Below are 25,851 nucleotides of genomic sequence, written 5' to 3'. Positions count from 1 at the left end.
CCGCCATGGCAGGGGGAAGCCCGCGTTTCGAGGACATCTACAGCCGGACCAAGCTGACGACCGGCCTGATCCTCTTTGTCTTCCTCACCACGCATCTGATCAATCACATGCTGGGCATCGTATCGCTGGGCGCGATGGATGGCGGCTCGGTGCTGTTCAAATTCATCTGGCGCAGCTGGCCGGGCACCGTGGTGCTCTATGCCGCCGCGATCCTGCATCCGCTGCTGGCACTGTATAACTGGCTGCGGCGCGGCCATTACCGCGGCATCGCCTGGCAGGGCTGGATGCAGATCAGCCTCGGCATCCTGGTGCCGCCGCTGGTGGTCGACCACATCGTCGGCACGCGCGCGCTGAATTCCGCCTTCGGCATGAACGACAGTTACGCCTATGTGCTGATCGTGCAGTTCGTACAGGAACCGCTGATCGGCCTGCGGCAGAATATCCTGATCCTGATCGCCTGGGGCCATGGCTGCATCGGTGTCTATTACTGGCTGCGGCTGAAGCCCTTCTTCGAGAAACTGTCGCCGCTGCTCTATGCGGTGGCGCTGGTGCTGCCGATGCTGGCCACCATGGGCTATCTCTCGGGCGGCCGCGCCGTGCTGCTGGCGATGCAGGAACCCGACTGGCTGGAGCAGTTCCGCGGCACGCTGAACTGGCCGGGCCAGATCGCCAACGACTTTGGCCGCAATGCCGTCGAGGTCGCATACCTGACCATGATCGCGCTGCTGGCCGCCGGCCTGCTCGGTCGCGGCATGATCGCCCTGCTGCAGCGCCGGCGCGGCAGCATCACCATCAGTTATCCCGATGGCCGCCGCTTCCGCGGCCAGGCCGGCGCCATCACCGTGCTGGAGGCGAGCCGCGCCATCGGCTATGCCCATGCCTCCGTCTGCGGTGGCCAGGGCCGCTGTTCGACCTGCCGCGTGCGCGTCACCGGACCCGGCGCCGAAACGCTTTCTCCAGCCGATGCCGCCGAGCAGAAAGTGCTCGACCGCATCCGCGCCACACCCGGCGTGCGGCTGGCCTGCCAGATTCGCCCGACCGAAGATATGGCGGTCGTGCCGCTGCTGCCGGCCGGGGTGCCGGCCCGCGCGGTCTATGGCGTCGCCAGCCATGCCCAGGGCGCCGAACGCCGCATCGCCATCCTGTTCGCCGACCTGCGCGGCTTCACCAAACTGTCGGAGGGCAAGCTGCCCTATGACGTGGTGTTCGTGCTGAACCAGTATTTCAAGGCGATGGGCGAAGCCGTCGATGGCGCCGGCGGCCGGCTGGACAAGTTCATCGGCGATGGCGTGATGGCGCTGTTCGGTATCGACGAGGGGCCCGACGAGGGCTGCCGCCGCGCGCTGGATGCGGCGCGCCGCATGTCGCAGGCCCTGGTGCGGCTGAACGAGGCGCTGAAGATGGATCTCGACCAGACGCTGCGCATCGGCATCGGCATCCATTGCGGGCCCGCCATCGTCGGCGAAATGGGCCATGGCAGCGCCATGCATCTGACCGCGGTGGGCGATGCGGTCAACACCGCCAGCCGGCTGGAAAGCGCCACCAAGGATTTCGGCGCCGAGCTGGTGGTGTCGGCCGAGGTGGCCGAGCGCGCTGGCGCCGCCGCCCTGCAGGGCATGGTCTGGCAGCGCGAGACCGTCGCCCTGCGTGGCAAATCCGAGACCCTGAGCGTGCTGGTGGCGACCCGGATCGGGGCGACCGAGCCGGCCTGACGGCAAAACCCGCCGTCCGGGTAACAGAGGCGGAACTTTACCTTCCGCCAGTCATTATGCACGATGGCGCATGAAAGCCGGCCAGGGCCCCAGGCCCGCCTGAAGGGGGACGTCCCGTCCATGGAACGCAATACGCGATCCCAGCTGCCGTATTTTGCCGGCGGGCTGACGCCGGATGGCCAGTATCGGCTGCTGGTCGAGGCGGTTACCGACTATGCCATCTACATGCTGGATCCCGACGGCACCGTGGTGAGCTGGAATCCGGGCGCCCAGCGCTTCAAAGGCTATACCGCCGAAGAAATCATCGGTCAGAATTTCGCCCGCTTCTGGCCGGAGGAAGATCGCGCCGCCGGCCGGCCGCAGCAGGCGCTGGCCACGGCCGCGCGCGAGGGCCGCTTCGAGAGCGAAGGCTGGCGGGTGCGCAAGGACGGCACCCGCTTCTGGGCCCATGTGGTCATCGATCCCATTCATGAACCGGGTGAGAACTCCGGCCGGGTGATCGGCTATGCCAAGATCACCCGTGACCTGAGCGAGCGCGAAGGCGCGGCCTCGGCCCTCAGCCACAGCGAGGAACGCTTTCGCCTGCTGGTGCAGAGCGTCACCGACTATGCCATCTACATGCTGGATCCCCAGGGCCGCGTGACCAACTGGAATGCCGGCGCCCAGAAGATCAAGGGCTATACCCCGGCCGAAATCATCGGCCAGCATTTCTCGCAGTTCTACAGCGCGGAGGACCGCGCCGCCGGCGAACCGGCGCGCGGCCTCGACATCGCCGCGCGCGAAGGTCGCTTCGAGAAGGAAGGCTGGCGCATCCGCAAGGACGGCACGCGGTTCTGGGCCAATGTGGTGATCGATGCGATCCGCGGCGACGACGGCACGCTGATCGGCTATGCCAAGGTCACGCGCGACATCACCGAGCGGCACAACACGCAGCGCGCCCTGGAAGAAGCACAGCAGGCCCTGTTCCAGTCGCAGAAGATGGACACCATCGGCCGCCTGACCGGCGGCATCGCCCATGACTTCAATAACCTGCTGATGGTGATCCTCGGCAGCCTGAAGCTGATGCGCAAGCGCCTGCCCGAGGATGTGAAGCTGCTGCGGCTGCTCGACAATGCCATGCAGGGTGCGCAGCGCGGCGCGGCGCTGACCCAGCGCATGCTGGCCTTCGCCCGCCGCCAGGCGCTCAAGCCGGAACCGACCGATCTGGGCCAGCTGGTCTATGGCATGACCGACCTGCTGCAGCGTTCGCTGGGCCCGCAGGTCCGCATCGAGGTGCGCTTCCCCGCACAGCTGGATATCGTGATGGTGGATGGCAACCAGCTCGAACTGGCGTTGCTGAACCTGACGATGAATGCGCGCGATGCCATGCCCGACGGCGGCGTCATCGTGGTCACCGCCTATTCGGAAGAGTTGCCCCAGACCCGCGGCACCCTGCTGCCCGGCCGCTATGTCTGCCTGTCGGTTGCCGACAACGGCGAGGGCATGGACGAGACGACGCTGTCGCGCGCCATGGAGCCCTTCTTCACCACCAAGGGGGTGGGCAAGGGCACCGGGCTCGGCCTGTCGATGGTGCATGGCCTGGCCGAACAGTCGGGCGGGCAGCTGGTGCTGAAAAGCCGCAGACAGGAAGGCACGGTGGCCGAACTCTGGTTGCCGGTGGCAGGGATGGCCGGCCTGCCGGACGCCGATACGACCATGACACTCACATCACAGGAGGACCCCGGGATGCGCAAGCTGACCATCCTGGCCGTGGATGACGACCGCCTGGTGCTGTTCAGCACCGTGGCAATGCTGGAAGACCTGGGTCACACCGCGATCGAAGCCATCTCGGGCCAGCAGGCCCTGGATGTCCTGCGCAGCGGCCAGCACCAGATCGATCTGGTTATCACCGACCAGGCGATGCCGCAGATGACCGGCACCCAGCTGGCCGATGCGATCGGCGCGGCCTGGCCGAAGCTGCCGGTGATCCTGGCCACCGGTTATGCCGAACTGCCCGACGGCACGGCCCTGCCGCGGCTCGGCAAGCCGTTCTTCCAGGAAGACCTCGCCCGCATCATCGCCGAGAGCGTCGATAAGACCGCCGCGTAAGGCATCCCGACATCCCAGATCAGAACTTTGCCGCCATGCCCAGCCGCAACTCGCGGCCGCGGATCGGCGCCACGTCTTTCAGCAGGGATGTGTGATTGCGGCCTTCCTCGTCGGTGAGGTTGCGGCCCTGCAGGCTGAACGCGAGATCACGGTTCTGTTCGAACGGCCGCCAGGTGAAGGCCGTGTTCAGCACGGTATAGCCATCGGTGCGCGTCTCGTTGACGCCGGTGCGATCCTGGTCGAGCCGGCCGGCGACCTCGATGCGCCAGTCGAGCGGCGCGGTGCTGACGGTGAAGCCGCTGCGGTAGCCGACCGGCGGAATGCGCGGCAGCGCGGTTCCGCTGCCGCGCGCCTCACCGCGCACATAATCGGCGCTGCCATCCAGGCCGAGCGTGTAACCGGTGCCGCGGAAGACGGTCCAGGCGGCTTCCAGTTCGCCGCCGCGGAAATCCGCATCGGTCTGGCTGTATTGCAGCTCGTTCAGCCCGTCCTGCTGATTGCCGGTGAAGGCGCCGAAGATGTAATCCTGAAACCGCGTGGCAAACAGCGTGGCCGCACCGGTCACGTCGCCGGCGGTTTTGCGCAAACTGATCTCGCCATGCCAGGCGGTTTCCTTGTCGAGCGTGGCGCGACCGATCTCGAAACTCTGCGTCGCCAGATGCGCACCGTTGGAAAACAGCTCTTCGGCCGAGGGCGCCCGTTCGGTGCGCGACAGCGACAGGCCCGCCGTATAGCTGTCATTCAGTTTGTAGGTCGTGCCCGCGGATAACCCCAGCGGCGTGAAAGCGCGCTCCTGGCCGAGCGTGCTGGCCTCGACGCTTACGCGCTCGGCACGGCCGCCGAGCGAAAAGCCCCAGGGACCGGTCTCATAACGCTCGAGCAGGAACAGCGCCTGGCTGTCGGTGACGGTGGGCGAGATGAAAGCCTCGACGCCGGTGGCGGTCAGATCGCGACGGCCGCCCTGCAGGCCGATGACGCCTTCGTTGCCGCCGAACAACGGCTTGTGCACGGCTTCGAGCCGGCCTTCCCAGCTTTCGGAATCGAAACGCGTGGCCGGACGGCCGTTGGCCTCGATCTCGTCATGCAGGTAATCGGCATAGCCGAATTTCAGTTTCACCTCGTCCAGGAAGCGCAGCGGCTCGTAGAAGCCGAATTTCGTATCGAGCCGCGTCTGGCTCATGTCGATATGCACCGGATCGTTGCCCGGCACGCCGTAATAGCTGTCGAACTGCGAAACGCTGGCGCCCGCATAGCCGGCCTCACCGAGGTATGACGCACCAACAGCGCCATTGCTGTTATGCATCGATGTATTGTCGACGCGGCCCCTGGTGCCGCGGGCGCGGGCCGCCGGGCTGGCATAGCCGTCGATGCCGTAATCATCGGCCGTCAGCGCACCGGCTTCGCCATGCACGACGAAGCGGTCGGTGACGGCCTGGTCGATGGCGGCGAAACCGCTTTTCTCCTTCGCGCCGGTGCCATAGTCGATCCGCGCCTCGCCCGCCGTGCCGTTTTTCGGCATGGCATCGGGAATGCGGCCGTCGATCACATTGACCACGCCGCCGATGGCCGAGCTGCCATAGAGCAGCGTGGCCGGACCGCGCAGCACCTCGATGCGTTTCGCACCGCCCATCGGCGCGATCACCGCATGATCGGGGCTGACGGTGGAGGCATCGAAGGTATCGACGCCGTTGTCGAGCACGCGCACGCGCGGGCCGCTCTGGCCGCGGATGATCGGCCGGCCGGCGCCGGCGCCGAACTGCGTGGAGGTGACGCCGGGCGTGCCATCCAGCACTTCGCCCAGGGTGGCGGCGCGGCGGCGATCCAGCGCCGCACCCTCCAGCACCGTGGTGGCTTCGGCCATCTCGTCCTGGCTCTGGCGCAGCGGCGCGGTGACGACGACAGGAGAGAGCTGGGTCGGGGTTTCCTGGGCCAGAGCCGCAGCGGGCAGCAGGACGGCAAGACTGACGCCACTCAGCAGGCGCGGGACGGAAAACGACATGGGAACCCCCGGGAAGCAGAATTGTTACTCTATAACGTTATAAAGTAACAAATTGATCCGCAAGGGTCAGAAAATCCCCGTTCCCCAGGATTTATGGATGAGCGCTGATTCCGGCTTGCGCGGGAATGACGAGATTGGTGACGGACTACTCGCCGTCCTTCTTCAGCATGCGGCCGAGGACGCGACCGCCGAAGACATGCACATGCAGATGCGGCACTTCCTGGTTGGCGTTTTCGCCGCAGTTGCTGAGCAGGCGATAGCCGCCCGCGGCGGCGCCGGTCAGGCGCGCGGTGTCGCCGATGGCCTTGGTGTAGTCGGCCATTTCCTCGGCCGAGGCGCGGGCGGAGAAATCGTCGAAATCGACATAGGCGCCCTTAGGGATCACCAGCACATGCACCGGCGCCAGCGGATTGATGTCGTGGAAGGCCAGGCTATGCGCCGTCTCATGGACCTTCTTGCAGGGAATCTCGCCACGCAGGATGCGGGCGAAGATGTTGGTGCTGTCGTAAGCCTTGGCCATGCAATCCGTCCCGATCAGGTGAGCTGACGCGCTTTTTTCTCTTCGATGCCCGACATGCCTTCGCGGCGGGTGAGTTCGGCGCGCACCTCATCGATGGTGACGCCGCAATCGGCCCACAGCACCAGCAGGTGAAAGACCAGGTCGGCGCTTTCCGAAATCACGTCGTCGCGGGTTTCGGCCACGGCGGCGATCGCCAGCTCGACGGCTTCCTCGCCCATCTTCTGCGCGATCTTGGCACGGCCCTTGGCGAACAGCTTGGCGGTATGCGACACGGCCGGGTCGCCGCCCTTGCGGCTTTTGATGACCTCATACAGCCGTTCCAGCGTATCGCGGTTCTCGCCCATCGCGTCGCGCTCCCTTTGTGCCTTACAGCCGCACCGGGATACCGGCGGCGGCCATATGCTGTTTCGCTTCGCCGATGCTATGCCGGCCGAAGTGGAAAATCGAGGCCGCAAGCACGGCCGAGGCATGGCCTTTGGTTACACCATCGACGAAGTCATCCAGATTGCCGACGCCGCCAGACGCCACCACGGGGATCGAGATGCTGTCCGCCACCCGGCGGGTCAGCTCCAGGTCGAAGCCCTTCTCGGAGCCGTCGCGGTCCATCGAGGTGAGCAGGATCTCGCCGGCGCCGAGCGCGGCCATACGCTGCGCCCATTCAACAGCATCCAGCCCGGTCCCGGTGCGGCCGCCATGGGTGAAGACCTCCCATTTCCCGGGAGAGACCTGCTTGGCATCGATGGCTACCACCACACACTGGCTGCCGAACTTCTCGGCCGCCTCGCGCACGAAATCCGGGCGGTTGACGGCAGCGGTGTTGATTGAGGTCTTGTCGGCGCCGGCCAACAGCAGTTTGCGCACGTCTTCCACCACGCGCACGCCACCGCCGACGGTGAGCGGCATGAAGCAGCGTTCAGCCGTGCGCGCCACCACGTCGAACAGGGTGTCGCGGGCGTCCGACGATGCCGTGATATCGAGGAAGGTCAGCTCGTCGGCGCCGGCGGCGTCATAGACCGCGGCCTGTTCGACCGGATCGCCGGCATCGCGCAGGTTGACGAAATTGACGCCCTTGACGACGCGGCCGTCCTTCACGTCAAGGCAGGGAATGATGCGGACTTTCAGACTCATGCCGCCGCCTTCAGTGCTGCGGCTGGATCGATACGGCCGTCATAGAGCGCGCGGCCGAGGATGGCGCCGTCGATGCCGGCGCCGTTGGCCGCCTCATGCTTGAGCGCGATGACATCCTCGATGCCGGCCAGGCCGCCGGACGCGATCACCGGGATCGATACCGCACGCGCCATGGCGGCAGTGGCGGCGACATTGACGCCCTTCAGCAGGCCGTCGCGGTCGATATCGGTGTAGACGATGGCGGCAACGCCGGCATCGACGAATTTTTTCGCAAGGTCGATGGCATCGAGATCGCTCGCCTCGGCCCAGCCTTCCACCGCCACACGACCCGAGCGCGCATCGATGCCGACCACGACGCGGCCGGGCCAGCGCCGTGCGGCGCGCTTCACCAGTTCCGGATCGCGCACGGCAATGGTGCCGAGGATGACACGGCTGATGCCGGCATCGAGCCAGCCTTCGATGGTGGCTTCATCGCGGATGCCGCCACCGAGCTGGATCGGCAGCGTGATCGCCTTGCGGATCGCGGTGACGGCCGCCGCATTGGCCGGCTTGCCGGCAAAGGCGCCATCAAGATCGACCAGATGCAGGTATTTGAAACCGGCGGCTTCCCAGGCCGCGGCCTGGGCGGCGGGATCTTTGTTGAAGACGGTGACGCGATCCATGTCGCCCTGCTGCAGGCGCACGCATTCGCCGTTCTTCAGGTCGATGGCGGGATAGAGATTCAGCGCGCTCATATCAAAGCCCCAGCAGCGGCTTGCTGTAGAAGTAGCCTTCCACATAGTGGCCGTCGACGAAGGCGTAATGCGGCTTGACGCCCCAGCGACGATAGCCCGCACCTTCGGCCAGCTGGATCGCCGCCGCCTGGGTGGCGCGCATGTCGAGATCGATCTGGCGGTAGCCGGATTCGCGCGCCGCTTCTTCGGCAAAGGCCATCAGGCCGCGCGCCAGGCCATGGCCGCGCGCCCAGGGCGCGATGAAAAAGGTGGTGACCTGCACGCTGTGGCCCTGGGCCTCGTTGTTGATCGAGGGTCGCAGCAGCTGGGTCGAGCCGACGATGGCGCCATCCAGCCGGGCCACGAACAGGTCGCGCTGCGGCATCAGCAGCACGCCGCGCCAGTAGCTTTCCAGGATGCGGCGCGCCGGCACCTTGAGCCAGCCGAAGCCGTTGCCGTCGATGATCGCCTTCTCGGCGGCATCAGACAGCTCGTCGATCTCGTCATCGCTCAGGCTGATGACCTTTTCGACCAGGGCATTGGGCTTGATGTCTTTCAGTCCGGCATTCATGGCTTCGGTTCCTGATCCATTACGGACGCCAGCGCAGGAAGTTCGCCAGCAGGCGCAAACCCGTCGCCTGGCTCTTTTCCGGATGGAACTGGGTGCCGACCATATTGTCGCGTCCGAGCATCGCCAGCACCGGCCCGCCATAGGCGGCATCGGCCAGCACCACGGCGCGGTCGGCGGGAATCATGTGATAGCTGTGGACGAAATAGGCGTGGGTGCCGGTTTCCAGCCCGGCCAGCACCGGATGGGGCTGACGCAGGTTGAGCTGGTTCCAGCCCATATGCGGCACCTTCAGGCTTGCATCCGCCGGCTTCAGCAGCTCGACCGCACCGTCGATCCAGCCGAGGCCTTTATGCTCGCCATGCTCGCGGCCGACGGTCGCCATCAGCTGCATGCCAACGCAGATACCGAAGAAGGGTTTCGCCTTGCGGATCACCTGTTCGTTTAGCGCCTCGATCATGCCATCAAGCGCATTGAGGCCGCGATAGCAGTCGGCAAAGGCGCCCACGCCGGGCAGCACGATGGCATCGGCGGCGACCACATCCTCGGTCTTTGCGGTGACGCGCAGGTCGAGCGCAATCGCATTCTCGTCGGCCGCGCGCTGGATGGCTTTCGCCGCCGAGCGCAGGTTGCCGGAGCCGTAATCGATCAGGGCCAGCTTCATGACAATAACCGCATCATGACAATAAACGGGGGAAGGCGTCGGTGCTGCCGCGCATCGGATACGCCTCCGCCATATAGGCCGGGGCCGCCGCCGGAACGATCGCATGGCGCCCGTCGTGCAGGTGACGCAGCTCGGCTTCCTCGGCATCCGCCGCGCGCAGCACGCCGACCATGCGCCAGCCGTGGCGACGCAGCGTCCAGCGCCGGTAGTCATGGGCCATGGCGCCGATCAGCAGGCTGAATGCGATGCCGATGGCGCTGGCGGCCGGATCGGCGATATCGCCGAGTTCGAGCGCGATGCCGAAGGCGGTGCTGAAGATCATATAGGCGAGCAGGCCGAGCCAGAGGCGGTGGCGCAGCAGCCAGAGCGGCGGCAGCACGGCGGCCCACCAGCTGAAGCCGGTTTTCACGGCCAGCAGGTCGGTATCGCCGCCGGCTTTGCCGGGACGCTCATGCAGGGTGAAAAATCGCATGAGTGCCCCTTAGAGCTTGCCTTTGGTCGTCGGCAGCGCGTGCGGGCTGCGCGGATCGACGGTGAAGGCCGTGCGCAAGGCGCGCGCCAGGCCCTTGTAGCAGCTCTCGACGATATGGTGATTGTTCTCACCATAGAGATTCTCGACATGGAGCGTGATGCCGGCATTCTGTGCGAAGGCCTGGAACCACTCCTTGAAGAGTTCGGTATCCATGTCGCCGAGCTTGGGCTTGGTGAAATTCACCTTCCAGATCAGATACGGCCGGTTCGAGATGTCCATGGCGACACGGGTGAGCGTCTCGTCCATCGGGATCAGCGCATCGCCATAGCGCATGATGCCCTTGCGGTCGCCCAGCGCTTTGGCCACGGCTTCGCCGATGGCGATGCCGGTATCTTCGGTCAGGTGGTGGAAATCGATATGGATGTCGCCCTTCGCCTGGACCTCGAGGTCCATCAGGCTGTGGCGCGACAGCTGCTCCAGCATGTGGTCGAGGAAGCCGACGCCGGTCGAGACCTTGTAGACGCCGCTGCCATCGAGATCGAGCGTGACCGCGATCTCGGTTTCATTGGTTTTCCGGGCAATGCTGGCCGTACGGGCCATGGGACGCTCTCCTTGCCACTGCCCCGCCAGGGGATGGGCGGGAACGGGCGCGGTATAGCAGGAACCGGAACGGGTCGCTACCGGGTTTGACGCCCCGGAACCGGTCCCGAGTCAGTGCCGGGTTGGCGGGCGCACGACCTCGGCCGGGGGGCGGAACTGGGCCGGCGGATCGGGTGCCGCATGGCGGGCCGCCATGCCGGCGGTGGCGGTGCGATATTGGGTCAGTTTGGCGGTGAAGGCGCTCAGGTCCGGCAGCGGCATCCCGATGATGCGGCGCTCGACCGCTTCGAGATCGACCAGCAGCGGCCGGATCAGGCCCAGCTTGATCACCGGCGACACCCCGTTGAGGCAGGCCAGCGGCAGATCGGCAACCATGCGGTTGAAGTTGCGCATCACCCGTTCGCCGCGGGTTTCGGCGATTTCGCCGCGGGCATTGCGGGCCTCGCCGCGCAGGGTCGCCACCGCCTGCTGCAGATTGCCCAGCGTGGTGAGCCACTGGCCGGTGCGCGCCGGGTTGTCGATCAGATCGGCCGGCAGGGGGGTGGCCTGCAGCAGTACCAGGGCCTTGCCGAGACGGTCGCGCATGGCGGCGTCAGGCCTTGGCCGGGAAGGGCATGGAAGCAGGCATCACGGGTAAATCGATTGGCAGACGGATCATAAGGCGCGGGAGGATGCGTTTTTCCTGCGGCCAGCACGGCTACAGCGGCTTCTGAATACCAGATTAGCCGCCGATCTCGTGTTTGGCGAGCAGAAAGGAACATTAGTACCTCCCTACAGATAGGTGAAGCATACTTTTGTAGTCACGATCACGATTTCCCTCAGCCGGCCCAGGCCGGCCTGCGGTCAGCGGCTGGCGGCGTCGCGGAAAGCCTGGGGCGCCTGGCTGCCCCATTGCGAGCGCAGCCCCTTGCTCTTGGGGTGCCGCCGGTATTCGTGGCTGCTGTTCAGCATATCGGTATCGGTCCAGTGCTCATGGACCCGGCCCCAGGGATCGCGCCAGTAGTCGAAGATCTGGCTGCCCAGCGTGTGGCGGCCGAGACCCCAGAGATGTAGATCGGGATATTTCGCCAGCAGCGCTTCATGGCCGACGGCGAGATCGTCGAAATCCTGCACCTCGAAGGAGATGTGGTTGAGACCCGCATTCTGGTGGCGGCCGAACATCATCACATGATGATCCACATAGGTCTCGCCGGCATCGACGCGGTTGAAACTGGCGAGCATCAGGCCGGGATCGTCCTCGGCATGCACCTCGTCGGAGGCGACAATGCCGAGATGATGCTGGGCCCAGGCAACCGACTTCTCGACCTCGGGCGTGCTGATCACGGCGTGACCGATGCGCTTGACCTGCGAAGGCCGGTTGTCGACACGCAGCAGGTGACCGGCGCGCTGCTGCTTGTCATGGCCAAAGTTGAAAGCATTGGTCTGTACCGGCAGGGCCGGTGCCGCCGCCACGCCCCAGACCACTTCCAGCCCCATGCCGTTATGTTCGGACAGCCGCACGCGCTTGCCGCCACCGGGTTCGTCGATCGATTCAACCGCCGAGGCGCCGGCGGCTTCTTTCGACAGCTTGTGCAGATCATCGAGCGACCGCGCCCAGAAACCGATGCGCAAGACGGCCGGATCGCCCTTCTCGGTGATGTGGATGTGATGCGACGGATCGGTGCCGCGCATATAGAGCGCCGAAGCCGTGCGTTCGACGCGCGTCATGCCGAAAGTGGTCAGATAGTCTTCCTGCTGATCCAGGTCGGGAGACCGCAGCCTGATCCAGGCGATGTCTTTGATGCGGATAATCGGTTCGGCCATGGTTACCTCACGAACTGCACGGTCTGCCGCGTCACGGCGACAGCAGGATTTTACCGAGCGAGTCGCCGCGCTCGATCAGGCGATGGGCTTCGGCGGCCTGCGACAGCGGCAGGCGCCTGCCGATCGCCGGCCGGATCGCCCCGGATGACAGCAGGACGATGACCTCGGTCATGATCTGCCGCCGCAGCGCCGGATCGCCATCCAGCGTATGCATGGAAAAGCAGCGCAGGGTCAGGCTTTTCGACAGCAGGGCGCGCATGGTAGCGAACGCGTCCTGTTCAGGCAGGCCGGCGATGGCGTTGAAGGAGATCAGCGTACCCCAGGGCGCCAGCATCTTCAGGCCGTCGGTCAGCGCTGCACCACCGACATGGTCCAGCACCAGATCGACACCGGCACCGCCGGTGAGATCCAGCACGCGCGGCAGCACTGCTTCGGCCTTGTAATCGATAATATGATCGGCGCCCTGGCGCCGTGCGAAGTCTGCCTTTTCAGCCGAGCTGACGCTACCGATCACGATGAGGCCATGATGCTTCGCCAGTTGCACCGCGGCGCTGCCGACGCCGCCGGCCGCGCCGGCGATGAAGACGCTGCACGGCTTGCGGTCGCCGCCCCGCAGGGCCAGGCGCAGCATCGACCAGGCGACCTGGTAATTCGGCAGGCAGGCCGCAGCATCGAGATCGACATGGGCCGGCAGCGCAAACGGGGCCTCGGCCGGCACGGCCAGAGACTCTGTATAGCAGCCGCCACGCTGCGCCAGCTCGCGCGCCGTCACCAGAACCTTCTGACCGACGCTGAGCGCCGTCACACCATCGCCGATCGCGGTGACATGACCGCTCATATCGCTGCCCGGGCTGGTCGGCAGCGGCGGCATCCACTTGTAGACGCCGGTGCGGATCAGGACATCGGGCCAGCCGACGCCGATGGCCTCGGCCCGCACCACGACTTCGCCGGGTCCCGGCCGGGGCGTCGGCACGTCTTCGACCTGCAGAACCTCCGGCCCGCCGGTGTTGCGGATGATGACTGTTTTCACGTTCTCATTCCTGTTGCGGAATATTCGCCTTCTTGATCACATCGGTCCAGCGCGCGGCTTCGGCGGCAACCATCGTTTTCATCGCCTGCGGCGTGCTGCCCTGTACATCGCCGCCGACCACTTCCTCAAGCCGCGCCTTCACATCAGGCCGCGCCAGCGACTGCTGCACGGCGGCATTGAGCTGCGCGATGATCGGCGCCGGCGTGCCCTTGGGCGCGAACAGGCCGGCCCAGGTGCGCACATCGAAATTCGGCACGCCGCTTTCCGCCACGGTGGGCACGGTGGGCATGCCTCGGAACCGCGCCGGCGACGACACCGCCAGCGCCTTCAGCTTGCCGGCATTGAGCTGCGGCTGCACGGTCACTGTGGTGGCAATGATGATCGGTAGCTCGCCGCTGAGCAGGCCGGTGAAGGCTGCAGCCTCGCCGCGATAGGGCACATGATTCCACTGGATGCCGGCGACCGAGGCGAGCAGTTCGCCGGTCAGGTGATGGGTCGAGCCGACGCCGGCAGAGCCGTAATCCAGCTTGCCCGGATTGGCCTTCGCATAGGCCAGCAGTTCGCCGATGCTGTTGGCGGGGAAATCCGGCTTTGCGGCAATGGCGAAGGCGTAATAGACGACAGTCGAGATCATCTCGAAGCTGTCGACCGGATGGAACGGCAGGCTTTTATACAGGCCGGCCGAGACCGCATGGCCGCCGGTGGGCAGGCCGATGGTGTAGCCATCGGGCGCGGCATTGGCGACGGTGCGCGAGGCATTATTGCCGCCGGCACCCGGACGCTGCTCGACGATGATCGGCTGTTTCAGGATTTCCGACATCGGCTGGGCCAGGATGCGCGAGATCGCGTCTGCCGTGCCGCCGGCGGCGAAACCATGCACCAGACTGATCGGGCGGGTGGGGTAGTCGGCGGCCTGGACCGCGCCGGCCATAAAGACGGTCGCCAGCAGGGTGCCGGCAAAGCCTGCAAATTTGCTCATCGGTGTTCTCCCTAAGGTTTTTTGCGGTTTACCGGCCAGAAAATGAAACTTTCTGCACCGGCAGCCGTACTTAATGTTTGCATTAAGCATCGTTTTATGCATAATGTCTACAAGAATGCACAACACTGAAACCGCCGGTCCTGTATAGGCTGAGCCATGATCGCCCGCCCCGAAGCCGAACCCACCCTGGTCGAGAAGGCCTATTCCCTGCTGCGCCAGACCATCGTGCGCGGCGAACTGCTGCCCGGCGACAAGCTGAAGATCGATGTGCTGCAGCGGGAATACGAGTTTTCCAGCAGCCCGCTGCGCGAGGCGCTGAACCGCCTGACCGCGGAAGGCCTGGTGGTGGCGGAAGGCAATCGCGGGTTCCGCGTGGCGCCGGTGTCGCTGGCAGACCTGCAGGACATCGCCGCCCTGCGCGTGGTGCTGGAGCGCGAAGCTGTTGAAGCCTCCATCGCCGATGGCGGCGACGACTGGGAGGCGCGCATCGTCGCCGCCTTCTATCGCCTCGAGCGCGAGGAAAAGCGCCTGTTCGATGAAACGCTGCCGCTGAACGAGGAATGGAGCCAGCGCCATCGCGACTTCCACATGGCGCTGCTGTCGGGCGGCAAGTCGCAGCGCCTGATCAACATGTGCATCAGCCTGTTCGACCAGGCCGAACGCTATCGCCGGCTGTCCGCCATTTATCGCACGGCCAAGCGCAACAAGAGCGACGAACACCGCAAGCTGATGGACGCCGTGCTGTCGCGCGACCCGGTAAAGGCGGCTGCGCATCTGCGCGAGCATGTGATGAAAACCGCCGCTAATGTCGCCAATGCCATGCAGGCCCGGCAAACCGGCGAAACCGTGACCTCGTAACACCACTCATCCAGTCATTGCCGCGCGGCCCTGCAATGACAGTGTGGCCGCGCGTATCATCAGGGAGACACCATCTATGAAACTCGCATCCTTCGCCCATCAAGGCCGTGAATCCTGGGGCGCCGTGCAGGGCGACAGGATCGTCGATCTGGGCCGGCATTTCGGCGACAGCTATCCCACGCTGGCTGATTTCCTTAGCGGCAAGGATTATGCCGGGCGCGATGCCATCGTGGCCGGCCTCAAGGCCGAACTGGCGCTGCAGGACGTGACCCTGCTACCGGTGATCCCGCGCCCGGAAAAGATCGTCTGCCTGGTGCGCAACTACATGGATCATCACCAGGAGGTGCTGGCCGCCGGCATGCATCGCGAGCTGTCGGAGTTTCCGCCTATCTTCCTGCGCGTCTGGCGTTCGCAGGTGGCCCATGGCCAGCCGATCATCCGCCCGAAGGTATCGGAGCAGCTCGACTGGGAAGGCGAGATGGCGCTGATTATCGGCACGGGCGGCCGTCATATCGCCGAGGCCGATGCCTACAAGCACATTGCCGGCTATGCCTGTTACAACGACGCCAGCATCCGCGAATGGCAGTTCCATGCCAAGCAGATCGCGGCGGGCAAGAATTTCCAGGGCACCGGCGCCTTCGGTCCCTGGATGGTGACCGCCGATGAGGTTCCGGAACCCGAGAATCTGAAACTGGAGCTGCGTCTGAACGGCAAGACCGAGCAATCCTCCAACACCAGCAACCTGATCTTCAAGATTCCGCGCATCATCAGCTATTGCTCGACCATCTTCGACCTGGTGCCCGGCGACGTGATCGTCACCGGCACGCCGGCCGGCGTGGGCTGGAGCCGCAAGCCGCCGCATTTCATGAAACATGGCGATACGGTGGAAGTGGAGATCGAGAAGATCGGCGTTCTGCGCAACCCGGTCGTCAACGAAGCCTGAGGTTCGGCCATGTGGAAGGTCCGCAAATTCGTCACCAATGTCGAGGACGTGCTGCACGATCACGGCCCTGACCTTGCGAAACCGCTGCGGATCGGCACGGCGGCTGTCGTTGTCCAGAATCCCTATGCCGGCCGGTATGTCGAAGACCTGATGCCGGGCATGGAGGCGCTGAACGAACTGGGCCGCGAAGTGGCGCGCCGCCTGCTCAAGGCGCTGGATGCCAAGCCGGCGGAGATCGAGGCCTATGGCAAGGGCGCGATCGTCGGCGCCGGCGGCGAACTGGAGCATGGCGCCATGTGGCATCCCTCGGGCGGCTGGGGTATGCGCGCGGTGCTGGGCGATACCAAGGCGATCGTGCCCGCCGGCAAGATGGTGGGCCCGGTCGGCGTGCGCCTGATGATGCCGCTGGGCCATGTGAACGCCGCCTATGTGCGCTCGCATTTCCATACGGTGGGCGTCAGCATCGACGATGCGCCGCGCGCCGATGAAATTGTCTATGCGCTCGGCATGGCCACGGGCGGCCGGCCGAATGCCCGGCTCGGCGGCCTCGCAGCCACCGAGATCAAAGGCATCGACGGCCTGCGCTGACGGGTCAGGCGACCCGGAAGCGCTGCACCAGCGCGCTCAGTTCGGTGGCCTGCTGGGCCATGGCCTGGGCGGAGGCATTGGTCTCCTCGACCAGCGCGCCGTTGCGCTGGGTCATCTCGTCCATGTTGACCACCGCGCCGTTGACCTCTTCCAGACCGCGCGACTGCTCGGCACTGGCCGCCGCGATCTCGGCCACGATGTCCGACACCTTCTTTACCGCCGTCACGATCTCGGTCAGCGAGCTGCCGGCCTGGTTCACCAGGACCGCGCCGGACTTCACCTGCGCGTTGGAGGCCGAGATCAGGCCCTTGATCTGCTTGCTGGCATCGGCCGAGCGCTGCGCCAGGGTGCGCACCTCCTGCGCCACCACGGCAAAGCCCTTGCCGGCCTCGCCGGCTCTTGCCGCTTCGACCGATGCGTTCAGCGCCAGCAGGTTGGTCTGGAAGGCGATCTCGTCGATCAGGCCGACGATATCGCTGATCTTCTGGGCGCTGCCCTCGATCTCGCCCATCGCCGCAACCGCCTGGGTCACCACCCCGCCGCCCTTCTCCGCCGTGTCGCGCGCCACCCCGGCCAGCTGATTCGCCGCCTGGGCATTGTCGGCATTCTGCTTCACCGTCGCCGTCACCTGATGCATCGAGGCGGCCGTCTGTTCCAGCGCCGCCGCCTGGCTCTCCGTCCGGCTCGCCAGATCCTGGCTGCCCGTCGAGATCTCCGCAGACGCGTCGCGCACCGCGGCGGCGCTCTGCGCGATCTGCGTCATCGCATCGGCCAGCGTGCTGCCGGCCATGTTGACGTCGCCCTGCAGCTTGGCAAAGACGCCGTTATACTCTCCGTCCACCCGGCGCGTGAGATCGCCGGCGGCCAGACCGGCCAGCACGCCGCCCACCGCACCGATGGCGCCGCCGATGGCATCGAGCAGCTGGTTGATGCCGCTGCCGAGCCGCACAGCCACTCCGCTCAAGGGCGCCGTGTCGATGCGGCGGTCCAGTTCGCCGGCCGCCGCCGCCGACACGATCTCGCCCACCGCACGGTCGAGCAGCGCTTCCTGTTCGGCGCGGGTCTGTTCGGCCGATCGGCGTTCCGTCTCCACCTCGCCACGCAGGCGCTCATTCTCGGCGCCATTCTCCTTGAACACGGAAACCGCCGAAGCCATGCGGCCGATCTCGTCGCCGCGCTGCAGGCCCGGCACCGCGGCGCCGTAATCGCCCTGCGCCAGCCTTGCCATCGCATCGGTCAATGCCGTAATCGGATTGGCGATGTTGCGGCCGATCAGCCAGGCAAAGACGATGCCGACGGCGAGCGCGGCCAGCGACATGACCAGAACGGTGGCGAAGGTGGCGTCGAACGCAGCGGTCGCGCCGCTGCGCTCGGTCTGCAGCGTCGCATCCTGGCTGCTGCGCACCTGCTCGATACGCTCGGCGATCTGCGCGATATCCTGCTCCATCTCCTGATAGACGAGACGGTTGATGTCGGCGGCGGCACCCGCCGCGTTAAGGATGCCGGCCTCATACTGTTTGGCGAAGGTTTCGGCCTCGGTCGCCAGCGCCTTCAGCTCCGCCTCGTCTTCCAGCATGATCTTCAGGTCTTCGATCATGTCGACGAAAGTGCCGACCTTGCCGCGCGCCTCGGCCGCCATCGCCATGTCGCCCTGGCCGATGAACCGCGTGGCGGCGATGCGGATTTCCGAAAACGCATCCAGCACCAGGCCGGATTCCGTTGCGGTCATGAAATTCTGTTTCTTGTTCGCAGCCTTGATCAGCTGCATCAGGCTCTCGCGGGCACGCGGGCCATAAACGTCGAGCTGGCTGCTGCTGATCGCCTTGAGCTGGTTGCGCGCATCCAGCGCCAGCGCCAGCTTGGAAAACGTGCTTTTCAGCAGCGGCACCGTTTCGGCCAGCATGGCCTTGCGCTGCGGATCGCGCACGCCGGCCACCAGACCATCCAGGGCTTCGGTCATGCGCGGCTCCAGCCGGCGCACGCCGAGCAGGCCGCGCGGATCGTCGCGCTCGATGAACAGCAGCAGATTGCGGCGCAGATCGACCAGATCGCGTTCGAAACCATAGAGCCGCTGGTTGTTGCCGGCGATGCGGTCATAGGTGCTGAAGGCGACGACGCCGCGCTGGATGCCGTAGACGGCGGCCGCAGCCACGATCGTCAGCAGCAGCAGCGCCGCCGCAAAACCGATGGCGATGCGCAGCCGGATGCCAAGCCGGCCGAACCAGGCGACCAGCGGCGGCACGCGGCGCGGATCGCGGGCCGGCGGTGCTGCATCTTCAACGGGAAGAGCAAGGGACAGCTCGGAAACAGCCATAGGATTCTCCATGGGCGAAGCAAGGCGCGACAGCCATGGCGCGCCTAATGTTGCGGGTGGGATCAGGCGATGGGGTGAGGGCGGCCGATGCGGGCGCGACAGGGATCGGCGACGCAGAACGAAAAACGCATCAAAGCTCCTACTCCTCGGTACGGGACGGCAGCCGTGCGTCATCTCACGGTGCGGTTTGGGTCTTGCCCGTTCCGGCGTTCCCCCCAAGGAACCGCGCCAGCCTCGCGGTACACGCGAGCAGGGTCAAGCACGATCCTGAAGCGCAGGTTATCAAAATTTTACAAAGTGACGACCGTCTGGCACGGCGCAATGACGCCATGGTTGTTTCTGACTTAAGCCATTCTCGCTGCAAGCGGATTTGACTTCTTGGAGAATGTATAAGTTATGGAAATCGCCCGACTTTGCTCCGGGCCGCAAAATGCAACCGGGTAGAAGCCCCTGGCGAGTGGTGGTAAAAACACTACATCAAACAACAGCAGAGACTCACCCGTGATGGAGAAGCTTATGCGTAAACCGAACCCATACGACGCCCATGTCGGGGCACGGCTGCGCGCTTGCCGCACTCTTGCCGGTTTCAGCCAGGAGCGCCTGGGTACGTCCGTGGGCCTGAGCTTCCAGCAGATTCAGAAATACGAAAAAGGCCTGAACCGCATCGGCGCCAGCCGCCTGCAGCAGTTTTCGCAGATTCTGAACGTGCCGCCGTCCTACTTCTTTGAAGACATGCCGGGCATCGAACATCAGCCCAGCGTGCGGCCCGAACATTCCGTCGTCTCCGAGATCGAGCAGGATAAAAGCCCGGTATCGCGCCGCCAGGCGCTGGAGCTGGTGCGCAACTTCGGCAAGATCACCGACCCGATGGTGCGGGACCGCATCTTCCAGCTGATCAAGGCCGCCGCCACCTCCTATAGCGGCAAGGAAGAGGGCGAAAGCGAAGAGACCCCGGCCGTCGAGGCCTGATCTTCACACCATCCGTTACTAAAAACCGGGCCGGCTCATGGCCCGGTTTTTTTGTGCCCGGCGGCCTTCGGGCTACAACCTCCGTTGTCAACAAACTGGGAACATTAACCATAATGGTGTATACTCCGTCGTGCTAACCACAACTGACGGAGGTCATGATGACCATTTTCTCGCGCTTCCCCGCGCCGCCGGCGATTCACGCCCGCAGCCCGGTGCATCCCCGCCTGCCTGACCAAATTACGCTGACGCATGGACCGCGCCCCGAACTGGGCGCGTTTTTTTTGGCCGCCGACAAAGCCGCCCGCGACCGCGGCGTCTATCTCACCCTGAGCACAGACTTCGAATTGCTGCGCGAGGTGAATGCCCGCAACCAGGGCAGCTGGCACGGCCTCGCGCCCAGCTTCGACTGCGCCTATGGCGGCATCGACAAAAGCTGCGGCTTCTGGCTGATCGGTCGCGATGAGGATGACGTCATCGTCAGCACCCAGGCCGCGCGCTTCTTCGATACCGGCACGGAAACGCTGCGCGATTACCTGCAAAGCCTGAAGCTGTTCTATCCCCGCCCGGACGAGCAGAAGCTGCCCGAGGAAAGCTGCGATGCCGACAGTCCCGGCGCCGCGCTGATCCGCGGGGCCATGGTCTATTCCGGCGGCACCTGGATTCATCCGGACTATCGCAAGCGGCAGATGCCGATGATCCTGCCGCGCATCAGCCGTGCACTGGCGCTGACGCTGTGGGACACGCAATACACTTTCAGCATGGTCAGCCATGCGCTGGTACAGAAGGGCGTGGCGAAGGCCTATGGCTATCGCAATATCGAACCGGGCATCCGCTGGATGAACGCACCCGGCGATGTCCGCCTGGACGGCACCCTGGTGTGGATGGATCGTGCCGAGCTGCTGGCCGACCAGCAGCAGTTCGACCGCCTGCTGGAGCGCGACAGCGCCCCACGCATGCCGACGCAACCCGCAGCGCCGCTGCAGGTGGCGGTGCACTGACGGAACAGATCAGCGCTTGGCGTCGGTGACGTCGAGCGGAATGGAAATGTTCTGGTTGAGCAGGGAGCTGCCGGTGAGAAGAATCCCTTCTGTCGGCAGCTTCCAGCGCAGAATCACACGCTGGTAGCGGCGCCGGCGCGGATCATGGCCGGGCTGCTCGATGATAGCGTCGATATCATCAATCTGCGGATCGCCCTTGTCGAGCGCCTGCTTGTAGGCCTTTGCCACCCACTGGCCATAGGCGCGATCAGGCTGGTCGTCGATCCGCCGCCGCCGCATTTCATGGAAGGAGAAATTGTCGTAGACGGTGAAGCCGGTGCCGCTGTTGTCGACATACAGCTCGCCATCGTTGCCGGGCTGGATGCGCACGGTGCGATCCTGCAGCCCGGTGCTCTGCAGGTAGCGGTGCACCGGTTCGGAATAGACGCCATCGACAAAGCGCCACAGTTCGAACAGGCCGCTGAGTTCGGCATGGGCATGATAGAGCCAGTCGCGCGGCGCATGGGCCTGACGGATGAACTGGTCGCGCATGCGCGCCTCGCGCATCGGCGCCACTTCTTCCATGCGGGCCAGCAAGGGCTCTGCCGCCACATAGGCCTCTTCCAGCCAGCCGCTGGCATAGAAAACCAGCGCCACCGGCTTCTTGGCGACCGCGCGCATCAGATAGGGCTTGAGGGTTTCGAGCGCGTCGCGGCTGACCATGCCCGCGCGAAACTGCAGGAAGGTTGCCGCTTCATCGACCAGCAGGGAGACAAAACCGAGATTGCGCGTGGCGTAGGACGCGAGATCAAAATCGGGATCGCTATAACCAAGCTGTTCCGCCAGCGTCGCGGACGGCCAACGCCACCATTGGCCCTTCGGATCGATCAGGTAGTTCATTCTGACACCCCCACCAGCCTGCCTGTGCCGGTGTGGGGGAATTTTAGGGCAGCCCGGAGGAAGAGTCGAGGGGACCGCCTGCACGCCACTTCGCGCGGTCGCGAAAGTTGCGTAGACTAGTGGTTGTAGGATCTGCAGCATCGCGCGACGACATGGGCCCCTGCCGTGGCGGCAGCACCCTTCAAACTGTGACGGATGTCGGATTTTCGGCACCTTGCGTGCGCGACGCCGCCTTCCTACATGAAACGGCATTCCGAGGTTGAGGTTTCCGACATGAGCAGTGAAGACCGCGTGCCGACCTGGCACGGCACCACAATCCTTGCCGTGCGCAAGGGCAGCCAGGTTGTGCTGGCCGGCGACGGCCAGGTCAGCCTGGGCCAGACCGTCATCAAGTCGAACGCGCGCAAGGTCCGCCGCATCGGCGACGGCTCGATCCTGGCCGGCTTCGCCGGCGCCACCGCCGATGCTTTCACGCTGTTCGAGCGGCTGGAAAGCAAGCTGGAGCGTCATCCCGGCCAGCTGATGCGCGCCTGCGTCGAACTGGCCAAGGACTGGCGCACCGACCGCTACCTGCGCCGCCTGGAAGCCATGATGGCGGTGGCAGATAAATCAGTATCGCTGGTGCTGACCGGCACCGGCGACGTGCTGGAGCCGGAAGACGGCCTGATCGCCATCGGCTCGGGCGGCAACTATGCGCTGGCCGCCGCCCGCGCGCTGATCGACCGCGACGACATGGATGCCGAGGCGATCGCGCGCAAGAGCCTGAACATCGCTGCCGATATCTGCGTCTATACCAATCGCAACGTCATTGTTGAAAAGCTGCCATGACCTCGTTCTCGCCCCGCGAAATCGTTTCCGAACTCGACCGCTATATCGTCGGCCAGCACGACGCCAAGAAGGCGGTCGCTGTGGCGCTGCGCAACCGCTGGCGCCGCCAGCAGTTGCCCGAGGCCCTGCGCGATGAAGTGCTGCCGAAGAACATTCTGATGATCGGCCCGACCGGCGTGGGCAAGACCGAAATCTCGCGCCGTCTGGCCAAGCTGGCCAATGCACCCTTCCTTAAAGTCGAGGCCACCAAGTTCACCGAGGTGGGCTATGTCGGCCGCGATGTCGAGCAGATCGTACGCGATCTGCTGGAAGGCGCGCTGACCATGATCCGTGAGCGCAAGCGCAAGGACGTCTCCGCCCGCGCCGAACTGGCGGCCGAGGAGCGTCTGCTCGATGCCCTGGTCGGCGAGAAGGCCAGCGTCGAGACGCGGCAGAAATTCCGCAAGATGCTGCGCGAAGGCGAGCTGGACAAACGCGAGGTGGACATCGAACTGAAGGATGGTGCCGGCGGCGGCATGCCGATGTTCGAGATTCCCGGCATGCCGGGTGCACAGATGGGCATGGCCAATATCCAGGACATGCTGGGCAAGGCCTTTGGCGGCATGCGCGGCAAGCCGCGCAAGGTGCAGGTGGCGGACGCCATGACGGCACTGACCCAGGAAGAAAGCGACAAGCTGGTCGACCAGGACAGCCTGGTGAAGGATGCCATCACGGCGGTGGAGCAGAACGGCATCGTCTTCATCGACGAGATCGATAAGATCTGCGCGCGCAGCGAATACCGTGGCGGCGGCGATGTCAGCCGCGAAGGCGTGCAGCGCGACCTGCTGCCGCTGATCGAGGGTACGACCGTCAACACGAAACACGGCACGGTGAAAACGGACCATATCCTGTTCATCGCTTCGGGCGCCTTCTCGGTGGCCAAGCCGAGCGATCTGCTGCCTGAGCTGCAGGGCCGCCTGCCGATCCGCGTCGAGCTGAAGGGCCTGACGCGCGACGACTTCAAGCGCATCCTGACCGAACCGGAGGCCAGCCTGCTGAAGCAGTATACGGCCCTGCTGGGCACCGAGCAGGTGACGCTCGCCTTCACCGACGATGCCATCGATGCCCTGGCCAAGATCGCCGCCGAGGTGAATGAGGGCGTGGAGAATATCGGCGCCCGCCGCCTGCACACGATCCTGGAGCGCGTGCTGGAAGAAGTGAGCTACAGCGCCACCGACCATGCCGGCCAGACCGTCACGGTGGATGCGGCCTATGTGACACAGCGCATCGGCGATCTGGCCAAGAATGCCGACCTGAGCAAATACATCCTGTAAGGCTGCGTTAAACGGCGCGCGCTGTCTCGGCGCGTGCCGCGCGCCGCCGGATCAGGTCGCGCTCCTTGCGCAGCCGGGCCCAGTACATCCAGGCACCGCTGAACACCAGCACGGTCAGGCCGAGACCAAAGCAGAACCAGATCAATCGGGAATACAGCCCGGCGAAATCGCCGAAATGCAGCGGATTGGTCATTTCGTTCCAGTTGCGCCAGAAACCGGCGCCGTCGATCTTCTCCACCCGCAGCACTGCACCGGTTTTCGGGTCGAGATAGACCTTGTTGGCGCGATCGCGCACCATAAAGTCACCAGCCTGACCGTCGAAGCGCAGCGCGTCGCCATTGCGGCGCGGAAAATACACCGCGCCGATCTGCTGTTCCGGGAAAGCGCGTTGCGCGATGGCGACCAGATCGTCGAGCGGCAGCGGCGGTGCCGATGACGCGGCGGCTTTCGGCGCCGGCGGTTCCAGCCGACCGCCGGTATCCAGCATCAGCCGCTCGGCGAAATACCACATGGCGGTCAGCGACATCACGGCGAGGAACCAGACCAACCAGCCGGCCACCAGCCGATGCAGGTCGTTAAGCAACACACTGCTGCCCTGGGTCACGCGCAACCGAAACAGTCCGCGCCAGAAGCGCGGATAGATCACCAGGCCGCTGACAAGCATGAGGAAGAGCACCAGGCCGAACGGCGTGGCGAGATAGACACCGATATTGATGCCGTTGACATTGGGCAGGTAGAACTGGCGGTGAATCTGCCGCAGCGTCGCCTGCACGGTTTCGCGCGGGCCTTCGCCGGTGACGACCGCGCGATAGGGATCGACATAGAGCAGGCGTGGCTGGCCCTGCCCATCCGGACCGGGCGCCGTGACGACGCGCACCTCGGCAGCGAACCGGCTGCCCTGCGGTGCCATCATGCGCTGGATCGTCCAGTCGGGATGCCGGCTGCGGATCGCCGCTTCCATCTGGCCCCAGCTGGCCGGTGCGGCATTGAGCGGCCGTTCGACGCGAAGCGCCGGATCGGCCAGCCAGTCGATATAATGACCGACACTGGTCAGCGTGCCGAAGAGGCAGAGGAAACCGAGCACCAGACAGAGCCAGAAGCCGAGCATGCCATGGAGCCAGCGCATGCCGCGCGGACCGACGATCTGCCGCAGTCTGACCGTCAGGGGCATGCCGGCTTGCCGGCCTTGGGATCGGCGAGTGTCCAGGCCACGGCGGCGTTGAACAGCGCCAGCCCATCGGCATTCAGGTTGCCGAAGGTGTCGTTATCCAGCAGGAAAAAGCTGCGCCGGGCCGGTGCCAGGAAATCGTAATCCATGGTAGCGCCGCGTTCGTAGGCGAAGATCGCCGCCTTCTCGGGCTGGCCCGGCAAGGTGGCGATGATGCTGGCGCCGAGGCCCGGCCTGCCCCAGCCCATCGGCGCATTGCCGGTGTAAACATTGCGCGGCCCGGCCGCGAGGCCGGCACCCAGCGGATGCGGCGCGTTGACCATCCACAATTCATGCTCGCGTTCGACGGCGCCATAATCGGCGTCCTTGCGACGGCCGGTCATGCGCAGATCGTCCAGTTCGTCATTCTCCCAGGTCAGCAGCGGCACCGGCACATCGCGATAGGCATCCATCAGGTCGCGCGAGCGTACGCTGGCCGACAACGTCACCAGATCGTGGCGGCAGGCTTCGGCCGCCGGCAGATACTGGTCGTGATAGGTGACGAGATAGCCCTGCTTTTCCAGATGCGCCTTGATGGCGTCGTCGGTCTTGCGGCTGGCGCTGTCAGCCTTGTGCACGAACAGGATGCGCTTGCCGCCGGCCTGCGCCCAGACCGGTGCAGCCGCAAGCAGCAGCAGGCCAACCAGCAGAGCAAGGCGACGGCACGGCATCGACAGG

26 protein-coding genes are annotated in these 25,851 nt (G+C 65.3%); 9 read left to right on the top strand and 17 right to left on the bottom strand.

Annotated features, from left to right (window positions below; all coding sequences use genetic code 11):
• The first annotated feature begins 5 nt into the window (after positions 1-5).
• Positions 6-1,712: an adenylate/guanylate cyclase domain-containing protein gene (locus AC1ROB_RS03180; protein ID WP_492973671.1), complete on the top strand. Its 1,707-nt coding sequence runs from the start codon at positions 6-8 to the stop codon at positions 1,710-1,712.
• A 120-nt stretch (positions 1,713-1,832) separates the two neighbouring features.
• Positions 1,833-3,800, top strand: coding sequence for a hybrid sensor histidine kinase/response regulator (locus tag AC1ROB_RS03175; RefSeq protein ID WP_492973670.1), 1,968 nt, complete (start codon positions 1,833-1,835; stop codon positions 3,798-3,800).
• 19 nt (positions 3,801-3,819) lie between these two features.
• Here the strand turns inward: AC1ROB_RS03175 and AC1ROB_RS03170 are convergent, their stop codons facing one another.
• The 13 genes from AC1ROB_RS03170 to AC1ROB_RS03110 all read right to left on the bottom strand — a co-directional run bounded on the left by AC1ROB_RS03170 (position 3,820) and on the right by AC1ROB_RS03110 (position 14,276).
• Positions 3,820-5,799 carry a TonB-dependent receptor gene (locus tag AC1ROB_RS03170; protein WP_492973669.1) on the bottom strand — a complete coding sequence of 660 codons (1,980 nt, stop codon included), beginning with the start codon at positions 5,797-5,799 and terminating at the stop codon, positions 3,820-3,822.
• 145 nt (positions 5,800-5,944) lie between these two features.
• Positions 5,945-6,319 (bottom strand): histidine triad nucleotide-binding protein, encoded by a 375-nt coding sequence (locus tag AC1ROB_RS03165; protein ID WP_492973668.1) that lies wholly within the window; start codon positions 6,317-6,319, stop codon positions 5,945-5,947.
• A gap of 14 nt (positions 6,320-6,333) precedes the next feature.
• The gene (locus AC1ROB_RS03160) at positions 6,334-6,663 is read right to left on the bottom strand and encodes a phosphoribosyl-ATP diphosphatase (RefSeq protein ID WP_492973667.1); all 330 of its coding nucleotides are present in this window, start codon (positions 6,661-6,663) and stop codon (positions 6,334-6,336) included.
• Positions 6,664-6,685: 22 nt separating this feature from the next.
• Positions 6,686-7,447: an imidazole glycerol phosphate synthase subunit HisF gene (gene hisF / locus AC1ROB_RS03155; protein WP_492973666.1), complete on the bottom strand. Its 762-nt coding sequence runs from the start codon at positions 7,445-7,447 to the stop codon at positions 6,686-6,688.
• Entirely contained in the window at positions 7,444-8,172 is a 729-nt protein-coding gene (gene hisA, locus AC1ROB_RS03150) for a 1-(5-phosphoribosyl)-5-[(5-phosphoribosylamino)methylideneamino]imidazole-4-carboxamide isomerase (RefSeq protein WP_492973719.1), read from the bottom strand. Before hisA ends, hisF begins: the two co-directional genes overlap by 4 nt.
• Before the next feature lie 10 nt (positions 8,173-8,182).
• Positions 8,183-8,731 carry a GNAT family N-acetyltransferase gene (locus tag AC1ROB_RS03145; protein WP_492973665.1) on the bottom strand — a complete coding sequence of 183 codons (549 nt, stop codon included), beginning with the start codon at positions 8,729-8,731 and terminating at the stop codon, positions 8,183-8,185.
• A gap of 19 nt (positions 8,732-8,750) precedes the next feature.
• Positions 8,751-9,392: an imidazole glycerol phosphate synthase subunit HisH gene (gene hisH, locus AC1ROB_RS03140; protein WP_492973664.1), complete on the bottom strand. Its 642-nt coding sequence runs from the start codon at positions 9,390-9,392 to the stop codon at positions 8,751-8,753.
• Positions 9,393-9,405: 13 nt separating this feature from the next.
• Positions 9,406-9,864 carry a DUF2628 domain-containing protein gene (locus AC1ROB_RS03135; RefSeq protein WP_492973663.1) on the bottom strand — a complete coding sequence of 153 codons (459 nt, stop codon included), beginning with the start codon at positions 9,862-9,864 and terminating at the stop codon, positions 9,406-9,408.
• Positions 9,865-9,873: 9 nt separating this feature from the next.
• The gene (gene hisB / locus AC1ROB_RS03130) at positions 9,874-10,464 is read right to left on the bottom strand and encodes an imidazoleglycerol-phosphate dehydratase HisB (RefSeq protein ID WP_492973662.1); all 591 of its coding nucleotides are present in this window, start codon (positions 10,462-10,464) and stop codon (positions 9,874-9,876) included.
• 111 nt (positions 10,465-10,575) lie between these two features.
• Positions 10,576-11,049: a hypothetical protein gene (locus tag AC1ROB_RS03125; RefSeq protein WP_492973661.1), complete on the bottom strand. Its 474-nt coding sequence runs from the start codon at positions 11,047-11,049 to the stop codon at positions 10,576-10,578.
• 258 nt (positions 11,050-11,307) lie between these two features.
• Positions 11,308-12,267: a VOC family protein gene (locus AC1ROB_RS03120; RefSeq protein ID WP_492973660.1), complete on the bottom strand. Its 960-nt coding sequence runs from the start codon at positions 12,265-12,267 to the stop codon at positions 11,308-11,310.
• Positions 12,268-12,298: 31 nt separating this feature from the next.
• Complete coding sequence (locus AC1ROB_RS03115) at positions 12,299-13,297, bottom strand: zinc-dependent alcohol dehydrogenase family protein (RefSeq protein ID WP_492973659.1); 999 nt, start codon at positions 13,295-13,297, stop codon at positions 12,299-12,301.
• Between the two features lie 4 nt (positions 13,298-13,301).
• Complete coding sequence (locus AC1ROB_RS03110; protein ID WP_492973658.1) at positions 13,302-14,276, bottom strand: Bug family tripartite tricarboxylate transporter substrate binding protein; 975 nt, start codon at positions 14,274-14,276, stop codon at positions 13,302-13,304.
• 156 nt (positions 14,277-14,432) lie between these two features.
• Here AC1ROB_RS03110 and AC1ROB_RS03105 point away from each other — a divergent pair, with 156 nt between their 5' ends.
• From AC1ROB_RS03105 to AC1ROB_RS03095, 3 genes are all read left to right on the top strand, one after another.
• Positions 14,433-15,134: an FCD domain-containing protein gene (locus tag AC1ROB_RS03105; RefSeq protein ID WP_492973657.1), complete on the top strand. Its 702-nt coding sequence runs from the start codon at positions 14,433-14,435 to the stop codon at positions 15,132-15,134.
• A 76-nt stretch (positions 15,135-15,210) separates the two neighbouring features.
• Positions 15,211-16,077, top strand: a complete 867-nt coding sequence (locus AC1ROB_RS03100) for a fumarylacetoacetate hydrolase family protein (protein WP_492973656.1) — start codon at positions 15,211-15,213, stop codon at positions 16,075-16,077.
• A 9-nt stretch (positions 16,078-16,086) separates the two neighbouring features.
• Entirely contained in the window at positions 16,087-16,665 is a 579-nt protein-coding gene (locus AC1ROB_RS03095) for an amino acid synthesis family protein (RefSeq protein WP_492973655.1), read from the top strand.
• A 4-nt stretch (positions 16,666-16,669) separates the two neighbouring features.
• Here AC1ROB_RS03095 and AC1ROB_RS03090 read toward each other — a convergent pair whose 3' ends face one another.
• Complete coding sequence (locus AC1ROB_RS03090; RefSeq protein WP_493031379.1) at positions 16,670-18,979, bottom strand: methyl-accepting chemotaxis protein; 2,310 nt, start codon at positions 18,977-18,979, stop codon at positions 16,670-16,672.
• Between the two features lie 516 nt (positions 18,980-19,495).
• Between AC1ROB_RS03090 and AC1ROB_RS03085 the strand changes: the two genes are divergently transcribed.
• Both AC1ROB_RS03085 and AC1ROB_RS03080 read left to right on the top strand, forming a co-directional pair.
• Positions 19,496-19,948 carry a helix-turn-helix domain-containing protein gene (locus AC1ROB_RS03085; protein ID WP_492972215.1) on the top strand — a complete coding sequence of 151 codons (453 nt, stop codon included), beginning with the start codon at positions 19,496-19,498 and terminating at the stop codon, positions 19,946-19,948.
• 155 nt (positions 19,949-20,103) lie between these two features.
• The gene (locus tag AC1ROB_RS03080; RefSeq protein ID WP_492972216.1) at positions 20,104-20,946 is read left to right on the top strand and encodes a hypothetical protein; all 843 of its coding nucleotides are present in this window, start codon (positions 20,104-20,106) and stop codon (positions 20,944-20,946) included.
• A 9-nt stretch (positions 20,947-20,955) separates the two neighbouring features.
• Here the strand turns inward: AC1ROB_RS03080 and AC1ROB_RS03075 are convergent, their stop codons facing one another.
• Positions 20,956-21,825, bottom strand: coding sequence for a hypothetical protein (locus AC1ROB_RS03075; protein ID WP_492972217.1), 870 nt, complete (start codon positions 21,823-21,825; stop codon positions 20,956-20,958).
• Between the two features lie 273 nt (positions 21,826-22,098).
• Between AC1ROB_RS03075 and hslV the strand changes: the two genes are divergently transcribed.
• Positions 22,099-22,653: an ATP-dependent protease subunit HslV gene (gene hslV, locus AC1ROB_RS03070; protein WP_492972218.1), complete on the top strand. Its 555-nt coding sequence runs from the start codon at positions 22,099-22,101 to the stop codon at positions 22,651-22,653.
• A complete protein-coding gene (gene hslU / locus AC1ROB_RS03065; protein WP_492972219.1) occupies positions 22,650-23,966 on the top strand; it encodes an ATP-dependent protease ATPase subunit HslU in 1,317 nt (438 codons plus the stop codon). Before hslV ends, hslU begins: the two co-directional genes overlap by 4 nt.
• Positions 23,967-23,973: 7 nt before the next feature.
• On the opposite strand, the gene AC1ROB_RS03060 is transcribed toward hslU, so the two are convergent.
• On the bottom strand, positions 23,974-25,137 hold the full coding sequence (locus tag AC1ROB_RS03060; protein WP_492972220.1) for a PepSY-associated TM helix domain-containing protein: 1,164 nt from the start codon (positions 25,135-25,137) through the stop codon (positions 23,974-23,976).
• Positions 25,128-25,844, bottom strand: coding sequence for a hypothetical protein (locus AC1ROB_RS03055; protein ID WP_492972221.1), 717 nt, complete (start codon positions 25,842-25,844; stop codon positions 25,128-25,130). Before AC1ROB_RS03055 ends, AC1ROB_RS03060 begins: the two co-directional genes overlap by 10 nt.
• Positions 25,845-25,851: the final 7 nt, after the last annotated feature.

Source organism: Ferrovibrio sp. GW821-FHT12F09, from assembly GCF_058806775.1.
Note: the sequence above shows the minus strand (reverse complement) of the source record. Positions and strands in the feature narration are given on the sequence as shown.

Excerpts from the sequence above, each read along its gene's own strand:
- AC1ROB_RS03180 (WP_492973671.1), top strand. The coding sequence starts at position 6 with ATGGCAGGGGGAAGCCCGCGTTTCGAGGACATCTACAGCCGGACCAAG.
- AC1ROB_RS03175 (WP_492973670.1), top strand. The coding sequence starts at position 1,833 with ATGGAACGCAATACGCGATCCCAGCTGCCGTATTTTGCCGGCGGGCTG.
- AC1ROB_RS03170 (WP_492973669.1), bottom strand. The coding sequence starts at position 5,799 with ATGTCGTTTTCCGTCCCGCGCCTGCTGAGTGGCGTCAGTCTTGCCGTC.
- AC1ROB_RS03165 (WP_492973668.1), bottom strand. The coding sequence starts at position 6,319 with ATGGCCAAGGCTTACGACAGCACCAACATCTTCGCCCGCATCCTGCGT.
- AC1ROB_RS03160 (WP_492973667.1), bottom strand. The coding sequence starts at position 6,663 with ATGGGCGAGAACCGCGATACGCTGGAACGGCTGTATGAGGTCATCAAA.
- hisF (WP_492973666.1), bottom strand. The coding sequence starts at position 7,447 with ATGAGTCTGAAAGTCCGCATCATTCCCTGCCTTGACGTGAAGGACGGC.
- AC1ROB_RS03145 (WP_492973665.1), bottom strand. The coding sequence starts at position 8,731 with ATGAATGCCGGACTGAAAGACATCAAGCCCAATGCCCTGGTCGAAAAG.
- hisH (WP_492973664.1), bottom strand. The coding sequence starts at position 9,392 with ATGAAGCTGGCCCTGATCGATTACGGCTCCGGCAACCTGCGCTCGGCG.
- AC1ROB_RS03135 (WP_492973663.1), bottom strand. The coding sequence starts at position 9,864 with ATGCGATTTTTCACCCTGCATGAGCGTCCCGGCAAAGCCGGCGGCGAT.
- hisB (WP_492973662.1), bottom strand. The coding sequence starts at position 10,464 with ATGGCCCGTACGGCCAGCATTGCCCGGAAAACCAATGAAACCGAGATC.
- AC1ROB_RS03125 (WP_492973661.1), bottom strand. The coding sequence starts at position 11,049 with ATGCGCGACCGTCTCGGCAAGGCCCTGGTACTGCTGCAGGCCACCCCC.
- AC1ROB_RS03120 (WP_492973660.1), bottom strand. The coding sequence starts at position 12,267 with ATGGCCGAACCGATTATCCGCATCAAAGACATCGCCTGGATCAGGCTG.
- AC1ROB_RS03110 (WP_492973658.1), bottom strand. The coding sequence starts at position 14,276 with ATGAGCAAATTTGCAGGCTTTGCCGGCACCCTGCTGGCGACCGTCTTT.
- AC1ROB_RS03105 (WP_492973657.1), top strand. The coding sequence starts at position 14,433 with ATGATCGCCCGCCCCGAAGCCGAACCCACCCTGGTCGAGAAGGCCTAT.
- AC1ROB_RS03100 (WP_492973656.1), top strand. The coding sequence starts at position 15,211 with ATGAAACTCGCATCCTTCGCCCATCAAGGCCGTGAATCCTGGGGCGCC.
- AC1ROB_RS03095 (WP_492973655.1), top strand. The coding sequence starts at position 16,087 with ATGTGGAAGGTCCGCAAATTCGTCACCAATGTCGAGGACGTGCTGCAC.
- AC1ROB_RS03090 (WP_493031379.1), bottom strand. The coding sequence starts at position 18,979 with ATGGCTGTTTCCGAGCTGTCCCTTGCTCTTCCCGTTGAAGATGCAGCA.
- AC1ROB_RS03085 (WP_492972215.1), top strand. The coding sequence starts at position 19,496 with ATGCGTAAACCGAACCCATACGACGCCCATGTCGGGGCACGGCTGCGC.
- AC1ROB_RS03080 (WP_492972216.1), top strand. The coding sequence starts at position 20,104 with ATGATGACCATTTTCTCGCGCTTCCCCGCGCCGCCGGCGATTCACGCC.
- AC1ROB_RS03075 (WP_492972217.1), bottom strand. The coding sequence starts at position 21,825 with ATGAACTACCTGATCGATCCGAAGGGCCAATGGTGGCGTTGGCCGTCC.
- hslV (WP_492972218.1), top strand. The coding sequence starts at position 22,099 with ATGAGCAGTGAAGACCGCGTGCCGACCTGGCACGGCACCACAATCCTT.
- hslU (WP_492972219.1), top strand. The coding sequence starts at position 22,650 with ATGACCTCGTTCTCGCCCCGCGAAATCGTTTCCGAACTCGACCGCTAT.
- AC1ROB_RS03060 (WP_492972220.1), bottom strand. The coding sequence starts at position 25,137 with ATGCCCCTGACGGTCAGACTGCGGCAGATCGTCGGTCCGCGCGGCATG.
- AC1ROB_RS03055 (WP_492972221.1), bottom strand. The coding sequence starts at position 25,844 with ATGCCGTGCCGTCGCCTTGCTCTGCTGGTTGGCCTGCTGCTGCTTGCG.